Below are 19113 nucleotides of genomic sequence, written 5' to 3'. Positions count from 1 at the left end.
TTCAGGGGGCGTCGCCGCCGCGCGGCGGGTCGGCCACCGGCTGCCCGTGCTGCAGCATCCACAGCATGATGGTCTTCTGGCGCACGTAGTTGGCCCGCACGTAGGCGTACACCAGCCCGTGCCAGCCGTCGCGGAAGCCGCCGCGCAGCAGCAGCCCGCGCCAGAACCGCCACGCGGGTGCCAGCACCAGCTTGGCCAGGGTGGCGCGCTTGCCGCGGGCGAATTCGTGTTCGGCCATCATCCGCGCGTAGCGCTGGGTCTTGGCCAGCTGCTGTTCCAGCGAACGGTAGGGGTAGTGGATGAGGTCGCCGCGCAGGGTGCCGACGCTGCCGTCGACGCTGGCCGCTTCGTGGATCTCGCGCTTGCCGCGCCAGCCGCCATGGCGGCGGTCGAACAGGCGCAGCACCCGGTCCGGGTAGGCATTGCCGTGGCGCAGGAACTTGCCGAAGTACTCGGACAGGCGTGCGAAACGGTAGCCATGGTGGCCGGTGAAGCCGCTGGCCTGGGCTGCCTGGATCGCCTCGCGCAGGGTGTCGCTGACCCGCTCGTCGGCGTCCAGGCACAGCACCCAGTCGTGCGTGGCCTGCTCCACGCAGAACGCCTTCTGGCTGCGGAAGCCGTCGAACGGTCGCTGCAGCACCCGCGCCCCGGCGGCCGTGGCCAGGGCCACGGTGGCATCGGTGGAATACGAGTCCACGACGATCACCTCGTCGCAGAAGGCCAGCGAGGCCAGGCAGTCGCCGATGCGGTCTGCCTCATTGAACGCGATAATGCAGGCCGAAATGCGAGGCCGTTCAACGGGAGCGGTCGTGGAGGACATGATGGCCGAGTACCTGCTGTTTGCGACGGAGCGCTATGCGCTGCCTATTCTCGCCCCGTTGGCCCAGGCGTTGCACGCGTCCGGCCAATCGGTGTCGGCATGGTTCACCGACGGCGCGGCCGGGGCCAGCCTCCCGGGCGTGCCGGATATCGGCCTGCAGCAGGCGCTGGCGCTGCGCCCACGGGCGGTGTTCAGCGCGGCCAACTGGGTGCCGCCGTTCATCGCCGGGGCCAAGGTGCAGGTCTTCCACGGCTTCAATGTACAGAAGCGCGACAGTGCGCGTGGCCACTTCCGGGTGCGCGGGTTGTTCGACCTGTACTGCACGCAGGGGCCGGCGACCACCGCGCCGTTCCGGGAGCTGGCCGCGCGCGAAGGCCACTTCGCGGTGGCCGAGACCGGCTGGCCGAAGCTGGACCCGCTGTTCCTGGACGATGCCGACGCCAGCGCCGCCCTGCGCGCACCGGCGCAGGGCCGGCCGGTGATCCTGTTCGGGTCGACCTTCACCGAGCGCCTCAGCGCCGCCCCGCACCTGTTCGAACAGATTGCCGCCGACATTGCCGGGGGCGCCCACTACTGGCTGCTGACCCTGCACCCCAAGTGCCCGCCGGAGCTGTTCGCCCGGTATCGCGCGCTGGCCGGTCCGAACGCGGCGTTCATCGAGCCCGAGCAGGTCATGGCCGCGCAGCGTGCCGCCGACGTGCTGGTGTCGGACACCTCGTCGATCGTGTCCGAGTTCGTGGTCCAGCACAAACCGGTGGTGACCTTCCGCAACCGGGTACCGCAGCCGCACATGATCGATTTCGACGACCCGTCGCAGCTGCCGGCCATGCTTGCGCGCGCGCTGCATCCGGAGCCGGTGTTGATGGCCGAGATCAGGCGCTATGCCGACGACATCCACCCGTGGCGCGATGGGCGCTCCAGCGAGCGCGTCATCGCCGCGACCGAGGATTTCCTCTCAGGCGAAATGGGGGTGCTCAAGCGCAAGCCGTTCGGCGCGTGGACGCGCGGGCTGCAGATCCGAAAGGACCTGGGATATTGGGGCCCCTCACGCCGGTAGAGCCACGCCCTGCGTGGCTGCGTACGATCAGCGCCCCACGCGCCGCTTCACAAACGCCGCGTTCAACCGCTCAAACACCACCCGCGCCTCATCCTCCGGCAGGTACCGCAGGCACAGGCCCACGCTGCCATGCGCCCCCGCCGTATCCAGCCAGACGCTGCTGGTGCCCAGCCAACGGTCCAGCGGCGAGCGCTGCAGCCGCAGCGCCTGCAGCTTGTCCAGCTCGGCAAAGCGCCACCAGCGCTGCCACCAGCCACCGCGCACCGCCACGTAGCGGGCGTCCAGGTGGTACCCCATGCGCGCCATCGTGCGATGCGCGCGCAGCGCCGACCATGGCAGCCACGCCAGTATCAACGCTCCCCATGGACCCACTTCCCACACCGCACCGGCCGCCAGCAGCGGCACGATCACCAGGGCCGGCAGGCACAGCCGCCACCAGCCCCGTTGCGGCACCGCGTTCCACTGAGGTGGTGGCCATTGCAGCTGTGGCAGCAGGTGCTGCACCAGCGCATCGCAGGCCTGCGGCGTGGCCAGCGGTGCCAGCTCGCGCAGGTCGCGGCGTTCGCCATTGTTCGACACCCCGGCGGCAATATCGATGCGCAGGTGGCGGCGCTTGAACCAGCGCTGCAGTGCGCTCTCACGCAGGGTCCAGGCCTGGATCCTGCGCCGCGCCACGCTGGTGCGCATGCGGGTGAGCAGGCCGCTGGCCACGGTCAGGCGGCGCTCGTGTTCGGTCAACCGGAAGCCGTGGTAACGCAGCAACGCCATCGCCACCGACAACACCCGCAGCGTCACCCAGAAGCCCACCACCAGCACCAGCGCGGCGACCACCCAGACCCACGTGGCCGGATGCAGGTGGTTGGCGTAGCCGAACGCCTGGCGGCCGCCGTACTCGATCGCGTCGTTGACCGTGTCGCGCGGGAACAGCTGGTAGGACGCACCGAACAGCGCCAGCACCACCACCCAGCCGCGGTCGGACAACAGCCCGATCCGGACCACGTCGGCGGTGTCCAGCTGCAGCAGCACGTCATCAGCGGGGAGTGCCGTTGCCGCTTCGCCGCCGGGCTCGGCGGCGGCCACCGGCTGCTGTCCGCGCTGGCGGACCAGCTGCTCGAGCGCCAGGGCCTGGTCCAGTCGCAGCACGCGCATTTCCGCTTCGGGCCGATTGCCGCCGGCCGACTCCAGGCGCAGCTCGGCCACGTTGAACATGCGGTGCAGCGGATTCTGGTGCACCACCACGTTGTGGATGCGCGCGAACGGAATCTCGCGGCGGTTGCGTGAAACCACCCCGCTGCGCACGCTGATCGCATCGCGCCCGATCCGGTAGTGGTAAGTCAGGTACTGCAGGATCGAGATCGCCACCAGCACCACGATCACCACCAGCGCGGCCAGGTTCGACCACATCTCGTCGCGGTCGCCGCGGTTGCCGAACACCACCAGCGCCACCAGCGGCAGCAGGAACTGGCGCAGCTGCATCAGCAGCACGAACAGCCACGACCACGGGTGCAGGCGCTGGTCGGGCGCGTCGTCGTCAGGCGTCTGCGTACTCACAGTGCGTCATCGTCCTGGTCCAGCTGCCGGCCCAGCGTGTCGCGCAGGCGTTCGGCATCGGCCTGGTCCAGGCCACCCAGCGACACCGCACTGAAGCGGCTGCCAGCGGTGTGCACCACCAGCGTGGCCAGCTGCGCGGTGCGCTCGATCGGGCCCCGGCGCAGGTCCAGGTGCTGTACCCGCGACAGTGGTACCCGGGTTTCCAGCTGCCACATCAGATCGCGGCGCACGCCCAGCCCCTGCGCGTCCAGCCGCCACCAGGTTCGGCGCTGCCGGCGGTAGCCGAACACCGCACCGATCAGCGCGCCGGGCAGCAGCATCGCCGCCGCGCCGACCCAGCGCATCGGCATGTCCAGCACCACCCACAGCGTGCCCAGCGCGCCGCCGATCACGAGCGCGCCGGTGATGGCGCCGGCAATGCCGGCCAACGTGGCCGCGCGCTTGGGCAACGGCTGCCAGTGGCCCTGTTCGGGCAGGGGGTGGGGAGACGGTAACGGAGGCGGGGACAGGGACAGGTCGGACAAGGCGGGCGCTCGGCAGGAGGAAACATGCCGGGCGTCCGTATCAGGTCGGCTGCGCCCGTCGCGACGACGGTAGCAGGTTGGCGCGCGCTATTGCGCGGCCTGGATCAGCGCGTCCACGTCCAGCAGGTGGCCGGCACGCTCGGCCTTGGTGCGCAGGTAATGTTCGTTCTCGGCGGTGATGTCGCCGGTCACCGGCACGCAGTCCACCACCTCGATGCCGGCGTGGCGCAGGCGCTGCGCCTTGGTCGGGTTGTTGCTGAGCAGCTGCACGCGCTGCACGCCCAGGCCCTGCAGCATCGCCACCGCGCTGCCGTAGCGGCGCTCGTCGGCACCGAAGCCCAGTTGCGCGTCGGCGTCGATCGTGTCCAGCCCGTCATGCTGGTAACCATAGGCACGCATCTTCGCTGCGATGCCCGTGCCGCGCCCTTCCTGGTCCAGGTACAGCAGTACGCCACCGCCCAGCTCCTTGAGCTTGCGCAGGCCGCGCCGCAGCTGGTCGCCGCAGTCGCATTTGAGCGAGCCGAACAGGTCGCCGGTCAGGCACGAGGAGTGCACGCGTACCGGCACCACCCCGGCAAAGTCCGGGTTGCCCACGATGATCGCGACCTGGTCGCGCTGGGCGACCCCGCCGCGGAAGACCGCAAATTCGGTCATGCCCACCTCACGCAGCGGCACCGGCGAGCGCGCCACCAGTTCGTAGGCGTGCGCGGCCTGCTCGGCGCCCTGGGCCAGGTCGCACAGCGACACCTGCGCGCAGCTGTCGAAACGGTCATCGCCCGGAGCCAGCAGCACCCCGACCATGGCCGGCAGCAGCAGCCCGAGTCGGGCGATCTCCACCGCGCCATCGTCCAGCGCCTGCCCGGCCGTCCACCCGGCCGGCATCGGCTCGGGTTCGCGCAGGTAGCTCAGCGAGGGCAGGGCATCGAAGTCGATCCCGGCCAGCGGCACCCGGGCGCCCTGCTCGGCGGCCACGCCCAGCACCCGCGCGCGGGTCGCGGTGAGGAACAGGTAATGCTGCCCGGCGGCGACCTCGGCAAAGGCGGTGTAGCTGCTGCGGGTACTGCTGTCCAGGGCGATGAAGGCCAGGCGCTGGCCATGGCTGTCGTCGATCACCACCGGGCGGCCGGCGCGCAGTTCGGCCACCGCGCGCTCGCAGCGGATCGCGGCCGGATCGCCGAACGGGGAAGAAGCAGCTGGGGACATGGCGGGGGCCGTGGGGGACATCGTGGTTTCACAGTGGGGTCGGAAGGCGCCGATTCAATTGCGCGCCGCGCGACACAGCGTCGCAGTCGGTGGGGCGGCTAGTGCGGGTGTTCCTCGGTGGCATACGGGTCCACTTCGTCGCTGTGCGGCGGGCGCAGCGTATAGCGCTTGTAGGTCCACTGGTACTGGGCGGGGTCGCGGCGGGCAATCGCCTCGATCCCGGCATTCAGAGCACTGGCGGCGGTACGCGGGTCCGGGTCGGCCACCGCCGGCGCGGCCGGGGTGATGTGCAGCGCGAACTGCATGCCCGGGCCCACGCGCTCGCACCACCCGTACAGCACGGTGGCGCCGGTGCGCTCGGCCAGCCGGTTGACCAGGGTCATGGTCAGCGCTTCCACCCCGAAGAACGGCGCGAACACGCCGTCGCCGGCCTTGGGCTGCTGGTCCGGCAGGATCCCGGTGGCGCCGCCGTCCTTGAGCACCTTGAACAGCTGCCGCACCGCCGGGCCTTCGGCGCGCACCTGCTGCACGTTGCTGCCGCCGCGCACCAGCTGCAGGAATTCGTCGCCCACGGCTTCATCGGGCGCCTTGTAGACGATGGCGATCGGCCCGCGCGAGGCCAGCCACTGGTTGAGCAGCTCCCAGTTGCCGTAGTGCGGGGCGGCCACGATCACCCCCTTGCCGCTGGCCAGCGCCGCGTCGTACAGCGCTTCGCCGTGGCGCTCGGTGAGCAGGGCCAGGTTCTGCTCACGCGGGCGGGTCCACAGGCGCAGGGTTTCCACCGCCTGCAGGGCGGTCGAGCGCAGCACCGCCTTGTGCAGGGCCGCGCGCTGCTCGACCGACAGCTCCGGGTAGGCCAGCTCCAGGTTGCGCCGGGTCACCCGGCTCTCGCGGGCGTTCAGGGCGATCCACAGCCCGGCCAGCGCATGCGCGAAACCGCGCAGCCAGGACCAGGGCAGGCGGGTGAACAGGGCAGCGGCGCGGTAGGCCAGGCGGGCGGTGGTTTGCGGTTTCATCGCGTCAAAGTCTAGCCGGTGCGCGCGCCCAACTACTAAGGTAGGCCGCCCTTCCTGCGGAATGCCCCCTGCCATGCTTGTCCTCATCCAGCGCGTTACCCAGGCCAGCGTCAGCGTCGACGGGGCCGTGGTCGGCCAGATCGGCCCGGGCCTGCTGGCCCTGGTCGGCATGGAGCCGGGCGACACCGACGCCCAGATCGCCCGGATGGCCGATCGGCTGCTTGGTTACCGTGTGTTTGCAGATGACAGCGGAAAAATGAACCGATCCCTGGGGGAGACAGGGGGCGGGCTGCTGCTGGTCAGCCAGTTCACCCTGGCGGCGGACACCTCCAGCGGGATGCGACCGGGTTTCAGTACCGCCGCGCCGCCCGCCGAGGCTGAACGTGGATTCAACAGATTGGTGGAGATCTGTCGTCAAAAGCATGGTTCGGGGGTGGAAACCGGGCAGTTCGGCGCCCATATGGTTGTCAGCCTGGTCAACGATGGTCCAGTGACTTTCCTGCTCAGACCCTGACCCCGGGACCACCGCCCGGGCCCGAGGGGGCGCTGGGCTGGTATAATGCTAGGTTCTATTCCTCATCCCTGCCGGTGGCGCGAGCACTACATGGCCAACGAACGTCCTGCCCAGCAAAACGACATCAAGCTTCTGATCAGCAAGGGCCTGGAACAGGGCTACCTGACCTACGCCGAAGTCAATGACCACCTGCCCGACGACATTGTCGACCCGGAGCAGATCGAAGACATCATCGGCATGATCAACGGCATGGGCATCGATGTCCATGAAGTGGCGCCCGATGCCGAAACCCTGCTGCTCAACGACGGCAACACCGGTAACCGCGAAGTCGATGACACCGCGGCCGAAGAAGCTGCCGCCGCGCTGAGCGCACTCGACACCGAAGGTGGCCGCACCACCGACCCGGTGCGCATGTACATGCGCGAAATGGGTACCGTCGAGCTGCTGACCCGCGAAGGCGAAATCGCCATCGCCAAGCGTATCGAAGAAGGCCTGGGCCAGGTCCAGGCCGCACTCGGCACCTTCCCGGTGTCGGTCGAATCGCTGCTGTCCGATTACGAAGCCCACAAGGAAGGCAAGAAGCGCCTGGCCGAAGTGATCGTCGGCTTCAACGACCTGGTGGAAGAAACCCCGGCCCCGGCCGTGGCTGAAGACACCAGCGACGACGCCGACGAAGAAGGCGACGAAGACGAAGACGACGGCGACGACGTCGAAGAAGAAGCCGGCCCGACCGGTCCGGACCCGGAAGAAGTCGCACGCCGCATGGGCGAGCTGGCTGCTGCCTACGCCGCCTTCAAGAAGGCGGCCGCCAAGGCCGACCGCAAGCCGCTGGCCAAGCTGCGCGACGACATGGCCGCCATCTTCGTCACCCTGAAGCTGCCGCTGCCGCTGACCGACGTGCTGGTGAAGCAGCTGCGCGACGTCATGGCCGACATCAAGGGCCACGAGCGCCGCGTGCTGAACCTGGCCACGGTCACCGCCCGCATGCCGCGCAAGGACTTCATCCGTTCGTGGGAAGGCAACCAGACCAACCTGGAATGGGTGGAAGACGCACTCAAGCGCAAGCAGAAGTGGTCGTCGGCGCTGCGTGACGTCAAGGACCAGATCATTGCCGAACAGCAGTCCACCATCGACATCGAGAAGAGCACCTCGCTGGAGCTGGAAGAGCTGAAGGAAATCAGCCGGGCCATGGCCTACGGCGAAGCCAAGGCGCGCAAGGCCAAGAAGGAAATGGTCGAAGCCAACCTGCGCCTGGTGATCTCCATCGCCAAGAAGTACACCAACCGTGGCCTGCAGTTCCTCGACCTGATCCAGGAAGGCAACATCGGCCTGATGAAGGCCGTGGACAAGTTCGAGTACCGCCGCGGTTACAAGTTCTCCACGTATGCGACCTGGTGGATCCGCCAGGCCATCACCCGTTCGATCGCCGACCAGGCGCGCACCATCCGTATTCCGGTGCACATGATCGAAACGATCAACAAGTTGAACCGCATTTCCCGCCAGATGCTCCAGCAGTACGGCCGCGAGGCCACGCCGGAGGAGCTGGCCAAGGAAATGGACATGCCGGAAGACAAGATCCGCAAGGTGATGAAGATCGCCAAGGAGCCGATCTCGATGGAAACCCCGATCGGCGACGACGAGGATTCCCATCTGGGCGACTTCATCGAGGACACCAACGTGGAGTCCCCGATCGAGAACACCACCAACATCAACTTGTCTGAAACCGTGCGCGACGTGCTGGCCGGCCTCACCCCGAGGGAAGCCAAGGTGCTGCGCATGCGCTTCGGCATCGACATGAACACCGACCACACCCTCGAGGAAGTGGGCAAGCAGTTCGACGTCACCCGCGAGCGCATTCGCCAGATCGAAGCCAAGGCCCTGCGCAAGCTGCGTCACCCGAGCCGTTCGGAACAGCTGCGCAGCTTCCTGGACATCGATTGATTCCAGCGTTGGTGCGTTGATCGAAAAACCCCGCTTCGGCGGGGTTTTTTGTGTTCAAGGTCAGGCGGAGGAGGGCCCTTCCCCCGAATGCAACAAATTGCGTTCCAGCCCCGGTGCGTATGTCCCACGCTGCCCACATGGCCGCCACTTCCCCCAACAGACTCTTCCCCCTCTTTCGCCTGAAAGAAGACGCCACCGTCGAGCGCCTGGGCCATCTCGAATCCTTGCCAGGCGACGCCTTCAGGGCGCATCTCACCTCCACGCGACCCAACCTCGCCAGATGCCCGGACGGCGACACCTTCCCCGGCCTGCCCTGGTACCTCGACGACCTCCGGCCCCAAGGCTTCCTGGGCAGGTTGTACGCCCAGCGTCACGCGCACCAGCCGGGCCTTGGCTTGCCAGGCGACCACGCCTCACCGACGACCCTGCTCAACCACCTCGCCCTAACCGGAGGAACCGGCGTCGGCGACATCATTCCCGGAGAGCCCGCACTCCACGCCGCACTGACTGCGCTCGAATGCTCGCCTGACCACGTGCACGAAGCGGACCGCAACCGCGCCTACCCGGAGAGCGCCCAAAACCTGGCAATCGGCAAAGGGATCTCCTCAGGACCAGGCGGCGAGCAGCCCAAATTCACCGCCACCATCGCAGCTGACGAACAGCGCAGGGCCGTGCTGGTGAAGTTCGCCAAGGCCGGTGACGGCCCGGCGGCCGAACGCTGGGCGGACCTGCTGGTATGCGAGCACCTCGCCCTGCAATGCCTGCGCGACGCCGGCGTGGCGGCCTGCAGCTCCCAGCTCATCCAGAGTCGCGGCTACACCTTTCTCGAGGTGGACCGCTTCGACCGGACCCCCGTGGTCCCCGGTCGCCGCGGCTTCGTGTCATTGATGTCGCTATCAGCATTGGCCCGCGAGACCCCTAGTGACTGGGGCGCGGCGGGTGAACACCTGCAGGCGCTGGGCTGGATCACGGCCGACACAGCCCTTCGCATGGAACAGCTCCATGCCTTCGGGCGGCTGATCGGCAACGACCACATGCACCAAGGCAACCTCGGCTTCCAGCTGCTCGACTGCGGCCCGCTGCCCTTGGTGCCGGTGTACGACATGCTGCCCAGCTCGCTGGCCCCGTGCCGTAGCGGCGCGCTGCCTGCGCTCGCACCGATCGCGCCCATCTCGCCTGCCTTTAGAGGCAGCTGCGACCCTCTCCGCTGGGCCGCCCCGCTGGCAATGGACTACTGGAACCGGGTGGCGGCTTCCGGCCTGCTGCGCTCGAAGGCCCTGCGCGCCATGGCCAAGCGGAATGCCTGGCGGGCGGCGGCGATCGTGCAGGCTTCTTCATGAGTGGCAAGGCCCCGCAGGCGTCCACTACACTGTGCACCCGCGCAGGGCCTATAGCTCAACGGTTAGAGCAGAGGACTCATAATCCTTTGGTTGAAGGTTCGAATCCTTCTGGGCCCACCAATCAAATCAGGCACTTAGCCGGTTTGCCGGGCATCTCTTCGCAGCGCCGTAAAATTTTCCGGAAAATTTGCGATGCGACCGCATGCCTCCACGGGTTTGCAGCTTGTTGATTTGCAGTGGACACTGCCTACAAGTGGGAGACTAGGGAAGGGAGCAAGCTGGGAATGAGCAGCCGTCAGCGGCAAGCGCGCGGTGACTACGCGGAGGCAGCCGAGCTTCTTTGGTCGGTTAAACGTGACAGCGGCCGATTGGACTTGGTCCTTGCTCTACAACGCTACCTCATCCGGAGCATTGCCCAATGTGAGAAGCGTGTGCCGCGCTTGCGGAAAGCGCGAGCGCGCTGCAAAAGATATCTGTCGCGTAACCGAGTGAGCAAAGAGAAAGCCAGGGCGGTCAAGGACCTGATCATCGCAATTGATGAGAGGATTAAATTCCTGCACCACAGGATTTTTCTGTGGCGCTGTCTTGGCGATGGAATTCCCTTCATATATCAGTCGAAGTACTCACTCAAGCATCTGTTCTACGACAGCGATTACAGGCCTAAGCAAGGGCCGGGGTTCATCTCGGGTAAGACTGGCTTCCGCAAAGAGTACAAGCTCTTGAGGAAGGGGATCGATATGAGCGTGCCAGTCGTCCTTTCCGATATTACAAACGTAATAAGGCACGGCGATCTATGCGCGCTCGCCGGTCAGGAGCCCCTAATCGTCGAGATGAAATCGTCAGAAAATTCGAACGCTCGAATGGAACGGCAAATCTCTGGTATGCAGGAAATTGCTCAGTTTTTAAAGGATGACTGCGCGCATTCCTTTCGCGGGATGCGGTACGTTCGGCGAGTCGAAATCACGCCAAGCCAGATAGAGCATTCGGCATCAATGAATGAATGCATGCGCGACGCCTTGGCCGGCGGCTGCGCGGTTCGGCATCCAGAGGTAGGGCTAACCTACGTGGCATTTAACGATCAATTCGCAGAAGATCTGTCGAGAGTCGATGCGCTAATCGGGAGAGTAGCCGGGCATGGCACGGTTATTTATGTTCTTAGCCCTGATGAGTCGTGGTTGCCCGCGTACCCATTCACCCTGTCGTTTGAGCCTTCCAATCTTGTTCCTTCCATCCATAGGTCGATCCATGTCGCCGTCATCATTGACGCATTGGTGATCAAGCGTTCGCTGGCCGAGCAGCGTTTGACAGCTTGGGCCTTGATGGACGGAACTTGGTCGTTCCAAATAGCAGTGAAAGAAGGTGAGCCAGGCCAGAGTGTGTTTCGCGTCAGTGAGCAGAGTTTCGGTCGAGTTGCTTGTGAATTTCAGTCGCTCGAATGGTGGATAAGTGCGCAGGTATCGTTGTGGAAGGAGAGCGCACACGCACTCGCTGATCTTTACGATGCCCCGTATGAAGAATTTCCGAAAGACTGGCTTGAGGCTACGTGTTGCTTTGCGACCAAAGGTAGTGCTTGAAGTTCGTTCATTGGCTGCCGCTTTCGGGGCGGGCCAACCGCCGAGTTTGGTGGTCGTGGCGATACGCCTTTACATGCGACTGATGCCCGGCTGCATCACGCTTGTCGACGCGATTGCCTGCATTGTCGGCAATGCTAAGGATGCTTCTGGCCATGAAGCGAAAAGCGGCCCCGCTTTTCGATGACACCCTCGCACAATCCCGTCGTGATGAAGCGCTGTCAGAAGCTCTCCAAGGTTGAGTTTGCCATTAGGTTGTCGGTCCGCTTCACTGGCAGCATGCGGCTATCCGGCCGAATGGGTACAGCGAAGCTTCGCCCCTTCCGATTCTATACAGCGCTGCGGCGCGGGTGGTTTTCCCTAGGCGGCCATCATAGCTTCATGCCATTCGTTACCGAGTCGGGGCAACCTTTGCTTCGCTCCCCGAGGGCGCCTTCCTGCAGGCTGTGAGCATCATTCAGCGTGCAGATCTCGGCCCACGCGGGATCCCAAGCCCGCCCTCAGACAGGCTTGGGGTGCGAACGATCGAGCCGCCCTAGTCGAATGTGGAGGCTCGGGAGGGCGAAGCGATCTCGTCGCGTTAAGACCTAGGCTCTCTGAGGTTGAGCACCCGCACCAGTCCATCGTGTACCCGATACTCATCAGACTCGACAAAGCCTTGAGAAGGGTAGAAGCACTTGAATCGCCACTGCGTTGAGTCGCCCAACTTGAAGCCGATGATGGAGTTGTCGAACAGGAACTTCAAGTGACCAACGATCGCTCCCTCATCCGTAGACGGCTCAAGAAGCTGTACGCTTTCGAAGAATTTTTCCTTGGTAATATTTGTTGATCCGATGTTCTGGATTCCCTGGAATAGCTTATCGATGATTGGCTTTTGAACGCGCCACTCATCGAGGATCTCATTCTTGAGCCACTCGGAGTATCCCGGCTCGGCGTCGTACACGCTCTCGCACTCGAGCTTTTCAAAGCTCCTAGCTTCGTCCGCGAAGGGGTCGTTCTCCTTCTCCTTCATTACCTCGGCAGTCTTCGACAGAATGGCAATAAGGTCGCGGGGCCTCATCATGGTTCGCCGAAGAATGTATGCGAAGGGCTTCTGCCGCTGGCGCATTTCACTCTTATCGAACAGCGAATCCAGTGACGCGACGGATGCAACACCTTTGGCCGCTGCGAAGAAATTAATCCGTCGTAGGATCATTGCGCTAAGTCCCTCCTTGCTCCAGTGCAGAAGCGCTCCGCAATCCGACCTCAACTTATTGAGATCATTGATGCTCAATGTCTCAAAGATATCCTCTCTCAGAAACACCAGTGGCCGTAACCTGCCACCGAAATCCGCGTTAATCGATTCTGCGGCAGCGACCAAGCCAGCCACGACAGGCATCGAAGAACTAATCGAAGAGCTGTCCCAAGCCTCATCGACGCGATCAAAACAGACGAATGTTCTTGGCCAACTTGTATCGGCTTTGAGTGCCTTCTCAAGAAGATCAGTGATGTTCGCAACGTTCTCCGTAAGCCGGTGCCGAAGGGAAGAGTCATCTCTAACGTTGTCAAACGTTATCTCACCTGCATCCGCGCTGAGGTCACCTATCTCACCAGCCGTTACATCAACGCCGGCAGATGGCAGCTTCAGCTTTGATAGCTGAAGCATCTTGCGTCCTATCAACTGCATGACCGAGGGTGCTGGTGTATCAAACAGCCTTTCAAGGAGCCTCGCCGCAGCCGCGATATCCTTAGGAGCCTTCTCTCCTTTATCGGCGTAGTGCTTGGCAATTGACTGCACCGACTCGGCGTAGATCACGAACTTCCAGGACTGCTTGTAGACCATCGAGGCAGCTTTGGTCTCGTCGGCCAAGACTGCGTGGATATTCCAGTTATAGTCTTCGAAAGATTGCGACAGGAGGATGTCGTCGTCCTGAAGGAAGTCGGCCTTGTTTGAGTTCAAGTGCTTGAACAGAGCCGTTTTTCCTGCGCCTTTGCGACCGAGGACCAAGAACGCCGTGGAATTGCTTATTGCCCCAGTGAGGGCGCCGTTGTCATAGAAGTACGAAGACAGGTTTTCATCTCTCTCCGCCGATACCTTGCCGAACTGTACCCATTCCAGAATTCCCATCTCGCCATCCCCGTTCCTTAGAGATGCGCATTCTGACCGATGTCCTCAGGCCTGCACAATCGCATGCTGCGCGAATATGCGAAAATACGGACGTGCGTCGCCTGTCCGGACCTCGCCCGCTCAGTCTTCTCTCCGCCCTGCCTGCGCTCTTCGGCCCCCCCCCCATTTGTGCACCACTGCGGTAGCGCCCCGTGGCGTCCCTGTTAACGCTGGTGGCCCTCCGCTTTGGGGGACCCACCTTGCAGAACCCTGCGCGCTAGACGGGTCTAAAAATAGGGCGCCAGGGACTGGCAAGATCCGGTCCCTAGTGTGGGTCGGGAGGTGGGTCGCCTCACCTGCGTGGGGTTGCCTACGTTCTAAGACGGTCTGCGAAGTCTGAAGCTGGCAAGTACTCGTACGCCCTTCCTGCCTTTTGCGTCTCGAACAGCCCTGCATGCACCAAGGCCGTCAGGTCGCCGAGAGCCGTCGGGTAAGAAATCTGATGGGCAGCACGGTGGGTGGCCACGGTGTAGCCGCGATCTGGATCGTTCAGTGCGTTCGCGAGAAGCGCACGCTGCCGGTGGTTAAGCTCGATCCCGGCAACCCGTGAGGTACCCAGTGTGCGGTGCACTTGGCGCTTCTGGTCGCTCTTGCTCTTTATATAGGCGTGCAATCCCGCAATCGATTGCTCAATCGCATCGAGCTGCTGAGAGATGAAGTAGGTCATGTCCGAATCGTCATGCTCGGTGTAGAGGTAGGCGCGCATGTAGTTGCCTTGCGACTTCCTCAGAACACTTGAGATGGACAGGTACTCGGTAAGCCAGTAGCCGGAATTCATCATCGACCAGTAGAACAGCACTCGGGCAGTGCGCCCGTTACCGTCGCAGAACGGGTGGTCGTAGCCGATCTGGAAGTGGATGGCGATTGCTCGAACCACTGGATGAATGAACGGGTCTTCGTTCTGACCGTTGGCGAACTCGCACAGCCTTTCCAGCCGCTCCCTGACTTCCCTGGCGGGTGGGGGCGTATGCAACATGGTGTCTGAGCCACGGTCGAAGATCAGGACGTTGTCATCGGCATCGCGCAACCGTCCACAGTCGCCCTCTGACTCCATGGTCCCGGCGGTGATTAACGCGTGCAGCTCCAGGATTTCATCAACGGTGAAGCGCCGCTTCCCCCTCTCCCTCACCAGCTTCATGGCCAGGTAGTTGCTGTAGATCATCCGTTCGCTTTGATCGCGCGGAGGTCGACCGGTGATCAGCATTTCCTTTGCTACCGCGCAACTTGTGGTGGCGCCCTCCAACTGGGATGACGCAATCGATTCTTCGATCAGTGAGCGAATGAAGCGCCGTCCGGACTTTCCAAGGCCCTTACTCTTCCGAGTCGCGCCTGAAGCTTCGAGGTCGATGTAGTGGAGACTCTTCAGTAGCCTGGTACTGATGGACACCGAGAAGCTCTGGCCGTGCTTGTCCTGAAGGGCAAGCTCTTGCCTGAGAGCAAGCCTCGCGAACTTGATTGCTGCCCACCAAGTGCGCGGCGTCAGCCCCTTCGGTGGTGTTTTGTGCCGGAGCTTGTCCCAGTGAATGTAATCATCCTGAACTTCGGACGAGAAGTTGCCCATGTAGACATCCATGAGCATGCCGGCCCGTGCGACTTCCTCGAACACTTGGCCCAGCTTTGGCGGATCGACGGGAACTCTCATGGGAGGACCTACATGGAAAGACAATGCCCCCGGCAGCAAGCTGCCGAGGGCTGATTCTAAGGTTATGAGGGGCTTGTCATCACCCGCCGGCCTGCTGCAACTAGCGCTCTGGAATCCAGAGAATCGTTAGAGTCTCGTAGGTGGAATGCTCCCGGCGCGGAAAACTTACGGTCGCTCCCCCGTCCGGGTCAACCATCGTGAGCTCCTAAAGCGTTACTTCGTTCAGGGGTTTATTGGCTGGTGGATGTTGGAGGTCGGATCTGGACCGACGTGTGACGTGCGTCTGGGTGTAGCGATGATTGACGCAAGGTAACCTTTGTCGCGGGCATGGTCACTGGAGTTCGAATTCGGCCTCGCGGGCCGATTGCGACCTATATCTGCTGCCTCTGGATTCGCAGTGAGACATTGTCTTTGTCGCGTTTGGCTTCGGCTAACGTGGTCCAACTCACAGTTCGAGCGCCTTTCCGGGACCCAGTGTGCAGAACGACTGTTGACCCTTTGACGACCACGGCACGTACCGCAGAAGATCCCGCTGTCGCCGTACAGTCGGCGACCGGGATTTGCAGCCCGACAAGTGAGGCGCACCAGCGTCCGTCGGAACTGCCGTAGGGCGCTGGACCCAAGTCCAACTGAGGAACGCCCAATGTCCCACGAATCCCTAGGCGCGCCAGAGCGCACCACCGTCAACTTCGTCTCCTACTTCAGCTACATCGCCGGTACGCTGGACTGGGGAAGCCCTCAGTGGTGCACGCTTGAGAAGCACCTCAACGCCATCCAGGAGCCCTTTGAGTCACTCACGATGGGTGCGGTGCTGCGTGCCATTTCCGCCACCCGCGATGTTCACCCCGAGTTGCCCGGCACCTTCGTGAACCGCCTGCTTGGACCCGACGACGTCTCGAGGAAGGAACTGTTCAGCGTCATCCGGCGACTACTGAGAGTATTCGACCTGAGCGTGGTTGAGCTGCTGGCGCTTGTCGACATCCTGGACCGCTGCCCGGGCTCGGTGGAGGATCTGAGCGTGCGAAATCTGCTCGGGCTGATCTCGATCGTTGATACGGCTGCCATTCCTCTGACGCCGGACCCGGTGGCTGAAGCGATCAAGGCCGCTTCGGAATGCGTGCATTAGCGGTTCCTGAGCACGACGAAGCCCGTACACTGCGGGCTTCGTTGAGGCCCATGGTTGACCTTGGAGCAATCTCGACAAGCGAGTGCGGCGCCATGGTTGGAGGTGCGTTACGTGCAGGAACATGATTCTGGTGCTGTCGTCCCGTTCTCGCCGGCGCTATCCGGGGATGGCGGCCGCCAGCACTACACTGAACAGGTGGAGCGGGTCTTGGTGGCTGCCGAAATCGCGGCCGGTGGTGACCGAAGCCGCGCGATGTTCTGGTTCTTGAATGAGCCACTCCAAGAGTTCGCCGATCAGACGCCTGCTGCTCTCGTCCGTGCAAGCAGGGCAGAGCTCGTAGTGGACTACATCGAGTCAACGTCAGGCGGTGCCTGCGGATGAATGCTTGTCAGAAGCCGGCCCATTGGGAGCACCGGCCTGACCACCCACCGCAAGTTTCCATGTACACCAAGACCAGCAGGGCGCGGCGGGCGCTGTGCAGCAATAGCAGCAGGAGTTAGAAGTTGCGTGCGAACATCGCCTCGCTCTCTGCGAACTGGGCGGACCCGGGCACGCTACCCGGGTCCGCGCGTGAGGGATTGTTTGATCCGATGAAGGATCACTTTTCCTGCAGGAATGCCAGCAAATCCTGATTGACCTTGTCCTTGTGCGTCTCAGTCAAACCATGCGGTGCGCCGGGATACTCGATCAGCCTCGCACCCTTGATCAGCTTGGCCGACTGCCGGCCACCCACGTCGATCGGCACCACCTGGTCGTCGTCGCCATGGATGATCAGGGTGGGCACGTTGAAGCGCTTCAGGTCATCGCGGAAGTCGGTGGCGGAGAACGCGGCAACCGAGTCGTAGGTGTTCTTCAAACCGCCGGCCATACCCTGCGCCCACCAGGCATCGATCAAGGCCTGGTTCGGTTTCGCGCCAGGCCGGTTGTAGCCGTAGAACGGGCCGCTGGGAACGTCCTTGAACAGCTGCGAGCGGTTCTCCAGCTGGCCCTTGCGCATGCCGTCGAAGACATCGATCGGTACGCCGCCCGGATTGTCTGCGGTCTTGAGCATGAAGGGCGGCACGGCGCTGATCAGCACGGCCTTCTTGACGCGGTCGGTGCCGTAGCGACCGATGTAGCGCGCCACTTCACCGCCGCCAGTGGAGAAGCCCACCAAAGTGACGTCCTTCAGGCCCAGCGTATTGATCACCGTGGCCAGATCGTCGGCGTAGTGGTCCATGTCGTTGCCGTCCCACGGCTGGCTGGAGCGGCCGTGGCCGCGGCGGTCGTGGGCGACCACGCGGTAGCCCTTGCTGGCCAGGAACATCATCTGCGGGTCCCAGCTGTCCGAGTCCAGCGGCCAGCCGTGGCTGAAGGTCACCACCGGACCGTCTTTCGGGCCCCAGTCCTTGTAGTACAGCTGCACGCCATCGGCGGTGGTGATGGTGCTGGGGGTGTACGCGGTGGCAACCGGCGCCGGGCGCGTCGGGTTGGCGGCGTCAGCGGAGCTGCCAGCCTGGACAGCCATGGCCAGAGCGGTAGCGGCGAGGGTGCGGGTGATCGTGTTCATCGGACTATCTCCTGCAAAGGGAAGGGGAACGACGTGGGGGAGGACTCAGAAGTCCCAGAACACCGGCACCCAACGGAAGGCGTCGCCGTCAGCGGAGACGCGGCCCACCGAGGGGAACGGCAGGTGGGTGGCGACCAGCATTTCGCCGGTGCCGGCCAGTTCGTTGAGCAGGGCGATGCGCACCGTTGCGGCCTCTGCGGGGTCATGCTCGAAGCCGTTGTACCAGTTGGGCTGCTCGAAGCCGACCGCGAAGATCGCGTCGCCGGCAAAGGTGAGCGCTTCGCCCTTCGAGCTCAGCCGCACCACGCTGTGGCCGGGGGTATGGCCGCCGGTGCGACGCGCGGTGACGCCCGGTGCAATCTCCTGCACATCTTCGAAGGTGCGCACCTGGCTGCCGTACTCGGCCAGGAAGTGCGTGGCCGTGGCGCGTAGCGCATCCGGGAAGCCCGGCGGCATGTTGGTTTGGGTGAAGTCGGGCGCCTTCCAGAATTCCACTTCGGAAGCGGCCACGTGGATGCGAAGGTCGGGGCGCAGCTGCGCGTTTACGCCGTCCACCAGCAGGCCACCGATATGGTCCATGTGCAGGTGGGTGATCACCACGTCGGTGATCTCGCGCAGGTCGATGCCGGACGCGCCCAGTCGGCGGATCAGCTGGCCGGCACGTGGCAGGTTCAGGTCGGGGTCCATGCCGAGGCCGGCGTCGATCAGGATGTTGCGGTCGCCGCTGCGTACCACCATCACGTTCAAGGCCCAGTCCAGCGCATCCGGCGGCAGGTACATGTCCTTGAACCACGGCGCGCGCTCGGCGGCCGAAACGTTGTGGCCCAGCATCTGGGTAGGCAGCGGCAGCACGCCGTCGCTGACCACCAGTACGTCGATGTCGCCGACCTTGAGTGCGTAACGCGACGGAACCAGTTCGTCGAGCGCGGGAGCCGGTGGTGCAACGGTTTCATCAAGACTGAACATGAGGGAATCTCCTGGATAGGGGCGGGCTGGCAGGAATGCGTGGCTGGCGCTGCGCGGGCAGGACGAGGCGTGCCGGGCAGGGGGGAGTCGCCGTGCAGGCGCGGTAGGGTGGCCGTGCAGGATCAGCGTAGGAAAGCCGGGCAGCGG

The 19113-nt window shown here is 64.0% G+C and carries 16 protein-coding genes and 1 tRNA gene; 8 read left to right on the top strand and 9 right to left on the bottom strand.

Annotation, left to right across the window (positions count from 1 at the left end; translation table 11 throughout):
- Window position 1 precedes the first annotated feature (1 nt).
- Window positions 2–820: a glycosyltransferase family 2 protein gene (locus tag HGB51_RS08560; RefSeq protein WP_070207591.1), complete on the bottom strand. Its 819-nt coding sequence runs from the start codon at window positions 818–820 to the stop codon at window positions 2–4.
- On the opposite strand from HGB51_RS08560, the gene HGB51_RS08555 reads away from it, so the two are divergent.
- The gene (locus HGB51_RS08555; RefSeq protein WP_070207590.1) at window positions 819–1877 is read left to right on the top strand and encodes a CDP-glycerol glycerophosphotransferase family protein; all 1059 of its coding nucleotides are present in this window, start codon (window positions 819–821) and stop codon (window positions 1875–1877) included. The genes HGB51_RS08560 and HGB51_RS08555 overlap by 2 nt on opposite strands.
- A 27-nt stretch (window positions 1878–1904) precedes the next feature.
- Here HGB51_RS08555 and HGB51_RS08550 read toward each other — a convergent pair whose 3' ends face one another.
- The 4 genes from HGB51_RS08550 to HGB51_RS08535 all read right to left on the bottom strand — a co-directional run bounded on the left by HGB51_RS08550 (window position 1905) and on the right by HGB51_RS08535 (window position 6171).
- Entirely contained in the window at window positions 1905–3428 is a 1524-nt protein-coding gene (locus HGB51_RS08550; protein ID WP_343034358.1) for a PH domain-containing protein, read from the bottom strand.
- Complete coding sequence (locus tag HGB51_RS08545; protein WP_070207441.1) at window positions 3425–3952, bottom strand: PH domain-containing protein; 528 nt, start codon at window positions 3950–3952, stop codon at window positions 3425–3427. Before HGB51_RS08545 ends, HGB51_RS08550 begins: the two co-directional genes overlap by 4 nt.
- 87 nt (window positions 3953–4039) lie before the next feature.
- Window positions 4040–5176: a GTP cyclohydrolase II RibA gene (gene ribA, locus HGB51_RS08540; protein ID WP_070207442.1), complete on the bottom strand. Its 1137-nt coding sequence runs from the start codon at window positions 5174–5176 to the stop codon at window positions 4040–4042.
- 77 nt (window positions 5177–5253) lie between these two features.
- Window positions 5254–6171 carry a lauroyl acyltransferase gene (locus HGB51_RS08535; protein ID WP_070207443.1) on the bottom strand — a complete coding sequence of 306 codons (918 nt, stop codon included), beginning with the start codon at window positions 6169–6171 and terminating at the stop codon, window positions 5254–5256.
- A gap of 73 nt (window positions 6172–6244) precedes the next feature.
- On the opposite strand from HGB51_RS08535, the gene dtd reads away from it, so the two are divergent.
- The 5 genes from dtd (at window position 6245) to HGB51_RS08510 (ending at window position 11540) form a co-directional block, all read left to right on the top strand.
- Window positions 6245–6685 carry a D-aminoacyl-tRNA deacylase gene (gene dtd / locus HGB51_RS08530; RefSeq protein WP_070207444.1) on the top strand — a complete coding sequence of 147 codons (441 nt, stop codon included), beginning with the start codon at window positions 6245–6247 and terminating at the stop codon, window positions 6683–6685.
- A gap of 90 nt (window positions 6686–6775) precedes the next feature.
- Window positions 6776–8626, top strand: a complete 1851-nt coding sequence (gene rpoD, locus HGB51_RS08525) for an RNA polymerase sigma factor RpoD (RefSeq protein WP_070207445.1) — start codon at window positions 6776–6778, stop codon at window positions 8624–8626.
- Between the two features lie 137 nt (window positions 8627–8763).
- A complete protein-coding gene (locus tag HGB51_RS08520; RefSeq protein WP_171966788.1) occupies window positions 8764–9966 on the top strand; it encodes a HipA domain-containing protein in 1203 nt (400 codons plus the stop codon).
- Window positions 9967–10010: 44 nt separating this feature from the next.
- Window positions 10011–10086: transfer RNA gene (locus tag HGB51_RS08515), tRNA-Ile, on the top strand.
- 164 nt (window positions 10087–10250) lie between these two features.
- The gene (locus HGB51_RS08510; RefSeq protein ID WP_141739095.1) at window positions 10251–11540 is read left to right on the top strand and encodes a hypothetical protein; all 1290 of its coding nucleotides are present in this window, start codon (window positions 10251–10253) and stop codon (window positions 11538–11540) included.
- A 577-nt stretch (window positions 11541–12117) separates the two neighbouring features.
- Here the strand turns inward: HGB51_RS08510 and HGB51_RS08505 are convergent.
- Both HGB51_RS08505 and HGB51_RS08500 read right to left on the bottom strand, forming a co-directional pair.
- A complete protein-coding gene (locus HGB51_RS08505; protein ID WP_070207448.1) occupies window positions 12118–13644 on the bottom strand; it encodes a P-loop ATPase, Sll1717 family in 1527 nt (508 codons plus the stop codon).
- Window positions 13645–13993: 349 nt separating this feature from the next.
- Window positions 13994–15325 carry a Fic family protein gene (locus tag HGB51_RS08500; protein WP_070207449.1) on the bottom strand — a complete coding sequence of 444 codons (1332 nt, stop codon included), beginning with the start codon at window positions 15323–15325 and terminating at the stop codon, window positions 13994–13996.
- Window positions 15326–15968: 643 nt separating this feature from the next.
- Here HGB51_RS08500 and HGB51_RS08495 point away from each other — a divergent pair.
- Together HGB51_RS08495 and HGB51_RS20520 are read left to right on the top strand one after the other, a co-directional pair.
- Complete coding sequence (locus HGB51_RS08495) at window positions 15969–16451, top strand: hypothetical protein (protein ID WP_070207450.1); 483 nt, start codon at window positions 15969–15971, stop codon at window positions 16449–16451.
- Between the two features lie 102 nt (window positions 16452–16553).
- Complete coding sequence (locus HGB51_RS20520) at window positions 16554–16832, top strand: antitoxin Xre/MbcA/ParS toxin-binding domain-containing protein (RefSeq protein ID WP_425505374.1); 279 nt, start codon at window positions 16554–16556, stop codon at window positions 16830–16832.
- A 217-nt stretch (window positions 16833–17049) separates the two neighbouring features.
- On the opposite strand, the gene HGB51_RS08485 is transcribed toward HGB51_RS20520, so the two are convergent.
- Together HGB51_RS08485 and HGB51_RS08480 are read right to left on the bottom strand one after the other, a co-directional pair.
- Complete coding sequence (locus HGB51_RS08485) at window positions 17050–18000, bottom strand: alpha/beta fold hydrolase (RefSeq protein ID WP_070207452.1); 951 nt, start codon at window positions 17998–18000, stop codon at window positions 17050–17052.
- Window positions 18001–18045: 45 nt separating this feature from the next.
- Window positions 18046–18966, bottom strand: coding sequence for an MBL fold metallo-hydrolase (locus tag HGB51_RS08480; protein ID WP_070207453.1), 921 nt, complete (start codon window positions 18964–18966; stop codon window positions 18046–18048).
- Window positions 18967–19113 lie beyond the last annotated feature (147 nt).

The sequence above is a fragment of the Stenotrophomonas bentonitica genome, assembly GCF_013185915.1.
Classification (GTDB): domain Bacteria; phylum Pseudomonadota; class Gammaproteobacteria; order Xanthomonadales; family Xanthomonadaceae; genus Stenotrophomonas; species Stenotrophomonas bentonitica.
This window is presented reverse-complemented; position numbering and strand designations above follow the sequence as displayed.